Source organism: Pannonibacter sp. CBAS1226, from assembly GCF_055685825.1.
The window spans coordinates 112536-123112 of record NZ_JBVOUO010000010.1 but is presented as its reverse complement, the minus strand read 5'-3'; the positions used below and the strand labels follow the sequence as shown (position 1 = coordinate 123112).

8 protein-coding genes are annotated in these 10577 nt (G+C 65.5%); 3 read left to right on the top strand and 5 right to left on the bottom strand.

The window, feature by feature from the left end; translation table 11 throughout:
• Nucleotides 1–435 precede the first annotated feature (435 nt).
• Both AC0CMF_RS22055 and AC0CMF_RS22050 read left to right on the top strand, forming a co-directional pair.
• On the top strand, nucleotides 436–1359 hold the full coding sequence (locus tag AC0CMF_RS22055; RefSeq protein WP_374631424.1) for a dihydrodipicolinate synthase family protein: 924 nt from the start codon (nucleotides 436–438) through the stop codon (nucleotides 1357–1359).
• Nucleotides 1359–2135, top strand: a complete 777-nt coding sequence (locus tag AC0CMF_RS22050) for an SDR family oxidoreductase (protein ID WP_058898848.1) — start codon at nucleotides 1359–1361, stop codon at nucleotides 2133–2135. The genes AC0CMF_RS22055 and AC0CMF_RS22050 overlap by 1 nt, the downstream gene beginning before the upstream one ends.
• A 33-nt stretch (nucleotides 2136–2168) precedes the next feature.
• On the opposite strand, the gene AC0CMF_RS22045 is transcribed toward AC0CMF_RS22050, so the two are convergent.
• Entirely contained in the window at nucleotides 2169–3044 is an 876-nt protein-coding gene (locus tag AC0CMF_RS22045; protein WP_374631428.1) for a LysR substrate-binding domain-containing protein, read from the bottom strand.
• A 104-nt stretch (nucleotides 3045–3148) separates the two neighbouring features.
• Between AC0CMF_RS22045 and AC0CMF_RS22040 the strand changes: the two genes are divergently transcribed.
• Entirely contained in the window at nucleotides 3149–3352 is a 204-nt protein-coding gene (locus AC0CMF_RS22040) for a hypothetical protein (RefSeq protein ID WP_374631426.1), read from the top strand.
• Between the two features lie 489 nt (nucleotides 3353–3841).
• Here the strand turns inward: AC0CMF_RS22040 and AC0CMF_RS22035 are convergent, their stop codons facing one another.
• The 4 genes from AC0CMF_RS22035 to AC0CMF_RS22020 are packed head-to-tail and all read right to left on the bottom strand — an operon-like array spanning nucleotide 3842 to nucleotide 10572.
• Nucleotides 3842–4363, bottom strand: coding sequence for a cyclic nucleotide-binding domain-containing protein (locus AC0CMF_RS22035; protein WP_374631054.1), 522 nt, complete (start codon nucleotides 4361–4363; stop codon nucleotides 3842–3844).
• 17 nt (nucleotides 4364–4380) lie between these two features.
• Nucleotides 4381–7077, bottom strand: a complete 2697-nt coding sequence (locus AC0CMF_RS22030) for an ATP-binding cassette domain-containing protein (protein ID WP_374631052.1) — start codon at nucleotides 7075–7077, stop codon at nucleotides 4381–4383.
• A 7-nt stretch (nucleotides 7078–7084) separates the two neighbouring features.
• Nucleotides 7085–9259 carry an NHLP family bacteriocin export ABC transporter peptidase/permease/ATPase subunit gene (locus AC0CMF_RS22025; protein WP_374631050.1) on the bottom strand — a complete coding sequence of 725 codons (2175 nt, stop codon included), beginning with the start codon at nucleotides 9257–9259 and terminating at the stop codon, nucleotides 7085–7087.
• Between the two features lie 8 nt (nucleotides 9260–9267).
• Nucleotides 9268–10572, bottom strand: coding sequence for an NHLP bacteriocin system secretion protein (locus AC0CMF_RS22020; protein WP_094463937.1), 1305 nt, complete (start codon nucleotides 10570–10572; stop codon nucleotides 9268–9270).
• Nucleotides 10573–10577: the final 5 nt, after the last annotated feature.

Sequence of the window (10577 nt, the reverse complement as noted above, 5' to 3'; positions counted from 1 at the left end):
CGCCGAACTCTCATCCGGCCACCAAAGCCACCCTGTCGGTAAGTCTCGGGAACAGCGTCCCCGCCGCCAGCGACGTTGCCGCCGTCGATGAACAGGCTTATACGCAGACCCACCGGACCGGTCAATCGCTTTCGTGACGATTTTTTGCGAGGCGGATGAATTTTTGACGGCGGCATGTGGACAACCTCCCCACACCCACCCCTCAACCCCGCAGAATTCTGCGGCTGCAAGGGGCACGACAGTTTTCAACAGGCTCCTTCAAAAAACTTTGCAACCAGCCCGCGCCCGGCAGAACCTCCTGATCCTGCTGCATAAACCTTCTGTTAAGCCCCTCCCCCGAGGCCACCGCCGCCGGTTTCTGCTGACAGTTGCAGCTGAAAAATGCAGTCTGCCTTTCCACCGGCCGGACGACGGCCAGCATCACGGGAAACACCAATGACACGACTGACAGAAGCGGCCAGCGGGGTCTATGTGATCGCCGCCACGCCGTTCACCGAAACGGGTGACATTGACTTCAACAGCTGCGACCGCATGGTCGATCATTATCTCAATGCAGGCGCGACCGGACTGACGCTGCTGGGCATCATGGGCGAGGCGCCGAAGCTGACTTCGGACGAGTCCGCAGCCATCGTGCGCCATATAATGAAGCGGGTGGACGGAAGGGTGCCGGTCGTGGTTGGCGCCTCTGCACCGGGCTTTGCACAGATGCAGGACCTCACCGCCCGCGTCATGGATATGGGCGCGGCCGGTGTCATGGTTGCCCCTCCCGGTTCCCTGCGCACCGACGACCAGATCGTCACCTATTATATGCAGGTGGCCGACTTCCTCGGAGATACCCCCTTCGTGCTGCAGGACTTCCCGCTCGTGACGGGCGTGCAGATCTCCGTTCCGGCACTCGCCCGCATCTTCAATGCCCTGCCCACCGCCGTCTGCCTGAAGCATGAGGACTGGCCGGGGCTGGCCAAGATCACCGCCCTGCGCAAGGAGGGCACGCTGAACCGGCGCATCTCCATCCTGTGCGGCAATGGCGGCGTCTTCCTGCCGGAAGAGATGGAACGGGGCGCCGATGGCGCCATGACCGGCTTTGCCTATCCGGAAATGATGACGGGCGTCGTTGAAAACCACCGCAAGGGCGATATGGAACGGGCCCGGGATCTGTTCGATGCCTATCTGCCGCTGGCCCGGATGGAACAGCAGCCCGGCGCCGGTCTCGCCATCCGCAAATACATCATGTACCGGCGGGGCATTCTGGCAAGCCCCGCCCTGCGCAAACCCGGCGCGCCGCTCGATCCCCTGTCCCGTGCGGAAGTGGACCGGCTGATGGCCCGCCTTGAAAAGCGTCTGAAGGAGTTGAACTGATGGATCTTGGACTGAAGGGCAAGCGCGCCCTCGTATTGGGTGCAAGCCGCGGCCTTGGCCGGGCGATTGCCGAGGAACTCGCCCGGGAAGGCGCGCATGTGATCGCCGCGGCCCGCACCAGCGAGGCCATCGAAGCCTGGGCCGGTGCAATTCCCGGCGCGCAGGTCACGCCGCTGAAGCTGGACCTCACCGATCTCTCCGCCATTGACGCGGCGCTGGACAAGCTGCTGGCGGAAGGCGGGGTGGATATTCTCGTCAATAATATCGGCGGCCCTCCCCCCGGCCCAGCCCTGACCATGGACCGCAGCCTGTGGATCCAGCATTTCGAGGCGATGGCTGCCAACCTCTTCCATCTGTCGGGCCGCCTTGTGCCGCAGATGCAGAAGAAGGGCTGGGGCCGGGTCATCACCGTTGCCTCCTCCGGCGTGGAACAGCCGATTGCCAATCTGGCGCTTTCCAACGGCATCCGCGCTGCCGTCACCGGCTGGTCGAAGACGCTGGCCGCCGAAGTTGCCCGGGACGGGGTGACCGTCAACGTGGTGCTGCCGGGCCGCATTCTGACGACGCGTCTTGAGGAACTGGATGCGGCGGCTGCCAAGCGCACCGGCCAGCCGGTGGAAGAGGTGGCGCGCGCCTCTGCGGAAGCCATTCCGGTTGGCCGCTACGGCCGCCCGGACGAGTTTGCCGCCATGGTGGCTTTCCTCGCCTCGGAGCGGGCGTCCTATGTCACCGGCTCGCTGATCCGCGTGGATGGCGGGGCCACCCGCAGCCATTGACAAGATAAGGCGTGACCGGAGAAGCCGTTCCGGTCACGCTTCCCCCGCGACCTTGACGATCCACTCCCGGAAGGCGCGGATCTTGCGGTTGTTCCTCCGGCCTTCCGGATAGACCAGCCAATAGCCCTCGCCATTGCTGACCACGAGATCAAAAGGCTGCACCAGCAGGCCGCGTTCCAGTTCTTCCCGGTAGAAATCGGGCGTGAGAATGGCCACTCCCTGTCCGGCCACCGCCGCCTGCGCTTCCAGCACCTGCGCGCCCATCTGCGAGCGCGAACGGGCATCGAGTGCCACCGCATCATACCCGGCAGCCTTGAACCAGACCTGCCACCAGGGATCGCTCGGGTCGATGATCTTCAGCTTCAGGAGATCTGCCGGTTCCCGGACACCGCCAATGGAGGCGGCAAGGCGCGGGCTGAGCATTGGGGTGAAAGGTGCGGGCTTGACCAGATGCGCCGCCAGACCCGGCCAGTTGCCAAACCCCGCACGGATGGTCACATCCACCGCTTCGCGGGCAAAATCCACCTGATGGTTCGACACGTCGAACCGGACGGCGAGTTCGGGATGCTGCAGCTGAAAGGTGCCGATCCGCTGGGCCAGCCAGCGGGCCGCAAAGGTGGGGCCGCAGTTGATCACCAGCACGCCCTGCGCTTCCTGCCGGACGCTGGAGAACGCTCCCCGGATGAGATCGAAGGCTTCCGTCACAGGCCCGGCGAGACGGCGGCCCAGTTCCGTCAGCTCCACCTGACGGGCCTTCCTCAGGAACAGCGGCCCGCCGGACCGCTCCTCCAGCAGCTTGATCTGATAGCTGACGGCGGCCTGCGTCATCCCCAGCTCTTCGGCGGCCCGGGTGAAGTTGCAATGGCGGGCGGCGGCCTCAAAAACGCGGAGCGCCGCCAGAGGAGGCAAGTCTGACACAAGCTGTCCTTATGATTCCTGCGCGAGCTTTGATTGGATCGGAACAATGCATCAAACGTATGGTGCGGGCAACTTCAACCGGGACATGAACCAAAATGACGCTCCACGGCAGCGCGGGAAATCTGATTTTCCGTCTTGTTATCAAGCTTCTGGCGGCCTCTTCCACGCAGGAAGCCGCCACATCCGCAAGACTGGAAGACCAGCACGGGGTCTGGGTTCCCCGCAAGGATGCCTTGCCGGAGCACCTGCAGCAAGACATAGGCCTGACTGATGGTAAGAACGGGCGGCGCGGCAGGTGAGAGAAACGCATTCAAAGGAAGAGGAAGAAACTGCCTGAGGCCGCAGCGCCCCTCTGCCCTCTTGAGCTACTGAATGCACACATCTTGCTCGAAGCCGGAGACGGTTTGGGGAAAGGCTGCAATCTGGTCACTCCGGCATGGCGTTTCAGCCCCCCTCCCCCTCGTGGGGAGGGGTTAGGGGTGGGGGGGAAAGGCCTTTCCGGCTGGCAGGGAACTCATTGTCTCAGGACGCCCATTCCTTTCGGTATCTCTTCAGGAAAAGTTAAATTTTTCAAACGCTTGCAGGCTGAGAGCCCCCCACCCCTTACCCCTCCCCACCAGGGGGAGGGGAGCGGAGAGACCTGCCACAGATCCGATACATCACTGCGGGCGGTCTCCGAAGCTGATGTGTGAATCCCCGCCCCCCTCCAACGCCATTCCAAACAACAAAAAGGCCGTGCAGACCCACCTCTGCACGGCCTTTTTCCTGAGGGTGCCAAAGGCTTGTTGTCAGCCGTTGCCGCCGTTCAGGATTTCCAGAAGGTGCTGGAAGCGGAGCCCGGCCATGGAGACCCCATCCAGCACCATGTCGTCCAGCTCGTCCTCGGCCTGGCCGCCGCCGCCCTTGCCGCGCAGGGTCGTGGTGCGCAGGCGGTCGGCCAGAAACACGGCCAGCGCCTTGTAGAAGCGGGCGGCGAAGGCCGCGTTCTCCTCCAGCCGCTGCTCGATGCGGCGCTTCTCCAGTGCCAGAACGCGGGTATCGCGGGCGGCCACGACGGTGGCCGAGGGCGGCGCCTTGTCGACGAAGGACATTTCGCCGAGGATTTCGCCGCTCGACAGGCTGGCGACGGTGCCGACACCGGTCACCTGCACATCCACCTGCCCGTCCAGCACGATGAAGAGATCCGCCGTGGCGCGGCCTTCCTGAATGAGCACGGCGCCCGCAGCCACGGTCCGGCGCTCGCCGGTCTGGGCCATCCAGGCGATGTCCGCGTCATCCAGCTGACCCAGTATGTAAAGAACCTTGCGCATGAAAATCCGTCCTCAGTTCAAACCAGCTGGCGGCGGGCATGCGCCGCAAAATGTCCATTGAGTGCCATGAGTTCGGCGTAGCTGCCGGCCTCCACCACCCGCCCCTTGTCGAGCATGATGATGCGGTCGACGCTTTCGATGGTGCTGAGCCGGTGGGCGATGACGAGCCTTGTCACCGGCAGCCGTTGCAGGGTTTCGGTGACGATGGCCTGCGTGCGGTTGTCGAGGGCGCTTGTCGCCTCATCGAGGAACAGCACGGCCGGCTTGCTGATCAGCGCCCGCGCCAGAAGAATGCGCTGGCGCTGGCCGCCCGACAGCGTGCCGCCGCCGTCCAGCATCACCGTGTGCAGGCCCATGGGCATCTGCTCGATGTCCTTGTCGAGGCCGACCATCTTCGCCGCCTCCAGCGAGGCATCCATGCCGAGGCCGCTTTCGCCGGCGATGTTGTCATGGATGCTGCCGGCCATGATGCGGCCATGCTGCAGCACCACGCCGATCTGGCGGCGCACCTGCGCCAGATCCAGACGGCTGAGGGAATGGCCATCAAAGAAGATGTCGCCCAGCTCCGGCCGGTCGAAGCCGAGCAGAAGCCGCAGGAGCGTGGACTTGCCGGAGCCCGATGCCCCGACGATGGCAACGAACTCGCCCTTGCCGATGCGCACGCTCAGCTCGTTGAGCGCCAGCGGGGCTTTCTCCGAATAACGGAAGGAGACATTGCGGATGTCGATGGCACCGGAGAGTTTCACCGGGCGGCTTTCCGGCGGCGGTGCATCCGGCACGGCCTCGATGATCGGCCCGGCACGCTCGATCAGCGGCACCGCAGAAAGCGACTGGATCAGCGCCCCGGCCAGCGCCGAAATGCCGCCAAGCACCTGGGCAAAGGCCGTCGAGACGGTGATGAAATCGGCCAGCGAGAAGCCTTTGCCTGCATCACCGCCGCTCGCCGCCTTCTCCATATCCGCCTTCAGGAAATAGAGGATCATGGCATAGAGCACGATGGTGGCGAGTTGCGGCAGGAGGGCATCGGCTGCGCCTTGCAGATTGGTCCAGCGCCCGGCCTTCACCGCATGGCGCATGTTCTGCGCGAAAAGGCCCGACCAGCGGCCAAAGCCCATCGCCTCGCTGGCAGAGGCCTTGAGCTTGGTGACGCCCATCAGCATCTGCACCACGAAGCTCTCGATCCGCCCTTTCAGCGCCATGCGCTGGCGCTCGTGAATGAGCGCGCGGTAGCTGATCGCCACGTTGATGAGCCCGATGAACACCGCCAGCAGCAGCACGATCAGCGCCAGCCTTTTGTCCACCGTGAGGATGGGCACGAGGCTGATGATGGAGAACACGCTGCTCGCCGCCGCGCTGGTGAAGCTGGAGGTGATCACCTCACGCGCGGCCTGAATGCCGAGCACACGGTCGGAAATGTCGCCCACAGCATAGCGGCGGAAGAAGGCGGGCGGCAGCCGCAGCAGACGCAACAGCATCGCCGGTTGCAGCCGGCTTTCAAAACCCAGTTCGGAGCGCAGCATGGTCAGCCCCTTGCCCGCATCAAACACCGCCCGGGCCAGCGCTGCAGCCAGCAAACCGCCGATGATCACCCAGGTGAGGTTGAGATTGGCATAGGGGATCGCGTCGCTGACAAGGAAGCGCGAGCCATAGGGCACCAGCGTTGCCAGAATGGCGGCGGCCAGCATCAGCAGCACCAGCCGCACCCGGTCCGCCGCAAGGCTGGCAAAGCCGAAGGCAAAGAGGTCACGGAAGCACAGGGAGCTGGCGGGCAGCGCGGGATAGATCTGCACAGCATCGGCCGCAAGGCCGGTGGTGCCGCTGCCTTCCGTGCCGTCGCTGGCAATCGGCGTCACACGCGGGCCGTCATGCACATGCCAGCGCCCCTTGCGGAACAACAGCGCCACGGGGCGGCGCTCTTCGCCCATGAAGCCGATCAGCGGCAGGCCGGGCAGCAGCGTCCAGCCGGGCCGCAGCAGCACGGTGCGCCGGGTCATCTGGTGGCGCGAGACGATGATGTCGAGGCGGCTGCGCCCCTCCTCAAGCCCGCCCGGCGTGTCGAAGGCTTCCAGCTTCGGCGCAACCTTCAGGGCACCAAAGATGCGCAACAGGCTGGAGCGCAGCGGATCGGGATCTTCGGCAGCAGCCGGAGTGACGGCCGCCTCGATTGCATGCCCGGCGGCGGCAGAGGCGAGTTCCGAGAGAGCCTGCGTCTTGCGCGCTTCGCCCAGCTTGCGCCTTTCGCTGCGCCAGTCGTGCTGGCTGCGCAAGGCTTCGCGTTCGCAAAGGCTGTTGGCCAGCGCCAGCAGCAGCACGGCGTCGCTGCGTTCACCGCCTTCTGCCGCGTCATCAGGCACCGGTGGCAGGTCCGCAGCCTGGGCCAGGACCTCCTGCCAGCGCTGCACCGCCTCTGCGGCCACCGGCTCGCCGGGGGCACAGCGGCGCAAGGCACTGTCCGCACCGCCAACGCCAACAAGGGCCAGGCTGCGGCCATCGCTCAGCGCAGCGGCGGCGATGCCACGCGCAAGCGCCCCTTCTTCCAGCCGGAACAGGAACAGGCGGCGGCCCTCCAGCGGCGCGCCGAAGACAGCGAACACATCGAGATAGCCGCGCTCGATGAGTATCCACTGTGCCGGGTCATCAAGCACATGCGGATGGGCACTGCCGGAGGGCAGGTAAGCGCCAGAGGTCAGAGCGGGATGGGAGCCTTGTGTCATGTCCGCCTCACTGCGCCCCGGTCTGGATGAGATCCGCATAGGCACCATTCGCAGCCATCAGGCTGTCATGGGTGCCGCGCTCGACGATCTCGCCCCGCTCCATCACGATGATCTCCGAGCAGTCGCGCACGGTGCTCAGCCGGTGGGCGATGATGATGCAGGTGCAGCCACGGCGGCGCAGGTTGTCATCGATGGCCTTTTCCGTCTGCGGATCGAGGGCAGCGGTGGCTTCGTCCAGCACCAGAATGGCCGGGTCGCCGACAAGGGCACGGGCCAGTTCCAGCCGCTGGCGCTGGCCGCCGGAGAAGTTGCGCCCGCCCTCCTCCACATGAGCGTCGAGTTCGCCGGGGCGCGACACGATGTCATCAAGGATCGCCGCATCTTCCAGCGCCCGGGTGATGGCATCATCGGGCACATCCGGGTTCCACAGCGTCAGGTTTTCGCGCACGGTGCCTTCAAAGAGGAAGATGTCCTGATCCACATAGGCGATGTTCGCCGCACGCTGAAACTGGTCCATTTGGGAAAGCGGCACGCCATCGAGGCGGATTTCCCCTTCCCAAGGCGCCACAAGCCCGCAGATCAGCCGCCCCAGCGTGGACTTGCCGCAGCCCGAGCGTCCGACAAGGGCGATGCGCTCGCCCGGACGGGCGGACAGGGAAATGCGCTCGAACAGCGGCTCATCCAGCGGATTGTAGCCATAGCGGATGGCATCCACCTCCAGCGCGCCGCTCATCAGCCGCGACGCGCCTCCGGCCGGGCTCTGCGTCAGCGGATCGGGCTGGTTGCGCATGGCGTCATCGACGCGATTGAGATCGGCGCGGATGTTGGCAAGCTTCGGCGACAGGGCCACGAGGCTGACAAGCGGCGCGGAGAAACTGGCGGCCAGAAGCTGGAAGGCCACGAGATCGCCCAGTGTCATTGCCCCCTGCATCACCCGGAAGGCGCCCGCGCCCAGAATGGCCACATCCACCAGACCGGTGAGCAGCGCCGGGGCCAGCGAGGTGATCAGCGCCCGCGAGCCCGATTCCTGCACCGCATTGAGCAGCCTGGCATGAATGCCGGCCCAGCGCCCGAAGGACGAGGTTTCAAGGCCCGAGGCCTTGATGGTCTCGATGTTGTAGATGAGGCCGACCGTGGTGCCGCCAAGCTTGCCATGCTCCACTGCAAGACGAATGGAGGATTGCTTCAGCCGCTCCTGCACCACGCGCAGCACCACGAGGTTCGGCAGGCTGAGCGCAATGGTCAGCGCACCCAGCACCGGATCATAGCTGACCAGCACCACGGCAAAGAAGGCGAGCGTGCCCCAGTTCAGCACCGCATTGGCCATGTCGGCGGAGATCACCTCCGCCACCCGCTCGCTCGCCTCGACGCGGGAGGCAATTTCACCGGCGCTGCGCTGGGAGAAGAAGGACATGGGCAGATGCAGCACCCGCCAGACGAAGGCGCCCGCGCCGGAAATCGTCAGCTTGGTGCGCAATCTCAGGATCAGCGAGGATCTGAGCCATGTGAGGCCGGTCTTGATCAGGGCCGTCAGACCCAGCGCAATCAGCAGCGGGCGCGTCAGATGCTCCTGCTGCTGCATCAAGATGCCATCGACGAAGATCTTGGCGAAGACCGGCAGCACCACACCGGGGATCACGAGCGCAAGGCTCAGAAGCCCGATCAGCCACAGCGCTCCGTGCGAGGACGAAACACGCGCGCGGAAGGCGGAGAGCAGCCCCTCGGGCTTGCGTGTCTTGCGGAAGGCATCCGTCTTCTCGAAGGTCAGCACCACACCGGTGAAGGCTTCGCTCAGCTCCTCACGGGTGATGACACGCGGCCCCAGCGCCGGATCGTTGATATAGGCATGGGTCTCCGTCATGCCCTCGAAAACCACATAGTGGTTGAAGTTCCAGTGCAGGATGGCGGGCCAGGGCAGATCGGTCAGCGCCTCCGGCTCCTTGCGGAAACCCTTGGCGATGAAGCCATATTGCCGGGCAGCCTTCAGCAGGCTGCTGGCCTTGGAGCCATCACGCGAAACCCCGCAGGCAACGCGCAGCTGTTCCAGCGGAATCCAGGCCCCGTGATGGGCGAGGATCATGGCAAGGCTGGCCGCACCGCATTCCACCGCCTCCATCTGCAGGATGGACGGCGTGGCCTTGCGGCGGCGCTTTGCGGGTTTGGGGGGCGTGTCCGTACTCATGCGGCCGCTCACCCTGCCAGCCCCGAGACCTTGCGCAGCCAGGGAATGACGTAGCTGATCGGGCGCCGCCAGGCGACGGTCACTTCCGCTTCGGCCATCGAACCGCTGCTGAACTGCTGCTCAGGCCCGGAACCACCGCTCCAGGCGAAACCGCTCGGCGTATTGGCGTCCGGTGTCAGCAGCACCCGCGCGGCAAAGGGCGCGCCCTTGGACGAGAAGCTCTGCACCAGCTGGTCATTGCGCAGGATGGCCTGCATCGCCTGGGCCGTGGTGGGGAAGTCGGAAACCGCCGCCACCGTGCCTTCCATCATGCCATATTCCTCGCGCCGCACCGTGGAGGGTGCAATCTGCACCGGCATGCCGGAGACCACGCGCTTGCCATCATTGGGCGGAAGGTACAGCAGAAGCTCCAGCCCGGCCGCCCCGCTCTCGATGCTCAGCAGCGCCTGCCCCGGCGCGATGCGGGTGCCGGGCACGGCCTTCCACTCCACCACGCGGCCATTTGCCGGGCTGGTGATGGTTTCCTGCTGGCGCAGCTGGATTTCCAGCTCGGCCTTCTGCCGTTCCGCATCTGCCAGCCGTTCCTCGGAGGAGCGGATGTCCCGGTCGTTGGAATTGCGCTGCACGATGGCGTCGCTTTCCACCTGCGAAATCTGGCTGCGCGCTTCCAGCTCGCTCTGCCGCGCCTCGGCCAGCGCCCTGCGGGTTTCCAGCAATTGCTGCCAGGTGATGAGCCGCCGGTCGAACAGTGCCGTGTCGCGCTTTTCCTGCTCGTCCAGCACCCGCACCCGCTCCTGCGCATCGCTGACACGCATGGTCAGGGCGTTGACGCGGGCGGCCTGCGTCTGATCGGCGGCACGGGTGCGCTCTGCCACCTGCCCCTTCAGTTCCTCCAGCAGCGCCTTGCGCTCCGCGATCACCGCGTTGATGTTGTCGAGCTGCTGGCGCAGGGCGGGCTGGATCACCCGTGCCACCACCTGCCCCTGCTGCACGCCGCCACCGACCTCAACCAGAATATCCGTCAGCGTGCCATCGCCCGTTGCCACCGCATCGACAACGCGCCCGCCCGTGGTGATCAGAATGCCGGAGCCTTTCACCCGTTCGGGCACACGGCCCAGAATGGACCAGCCAATCGCCAGCGCAATGAGGGCAAACAGTGTCAGCATGGCCAGCAGGTCACGCGGGCGCGTCAGCGAGATCAGCTGGTCCAGCTGCTCGGGAGAGGAAAGCCGGTCCAGCGCCGCCTGCCGGAACAGCCGGATGGCCTGATTGGACGCGCCGTCCTGCGGCGCCGGGCTCGGTTGCGATGACATGGCCC

Bases quoted from the DNA above. Each gene is read 5' to 3' on its own strand.
- AC0CMF_RS22055 (WP_374631424.1), top strand. From the start codon at position 436: ATGACACGACTGACAGAAGCGGCCAGCGGGGTCTATGTGATCGCCGCC.
- AC0CMF_RS22050 (WP_058898848.1), top strand. From the start codon at position 1,359: ATGGATCTTGGACTGAAGGGCAAGCGCGCCCTCGTATTGGGTGCAAGC.
- AC0CMF_RS22040 (WP_374631426.1), top strand. From the start codon at position 3,149: ATGACGCTCCACGGCAGCGCGGGAAATCTGATTTTCCGTCTTGTTATC.
- AC0CMF_RS22035 (WP_374631054.1), bottom strand. From the start codon at position 4,363: ATGCGCAAGGTTCTTTACATACTGGGTCAGCTGGATGACGCGGACATC.
- AC0CMF_RS22030 (WP_374631052.1), bottom strand. From the start codon at position 7,077: ATGACACAAGGCTCCCATCCCGCTCTGACCTCTGGCGCTTACCTGCCC.
- AC0CMF_RS22025 (WP_374631050.1), bottom strand. From the start codon at position 9,259: ATGAGTACGGACACGCCCCCCAAACCCGCAAAGCGCCGCCGCAAGGCC.
- AC0CMF_RS22020 (WP_094463937.1), bottom strand. From the start codon at position 10,572: ATGTCATCGCAACCGAGCCCGGCGCCGCAGGACGGCGCGTCCAATCAG.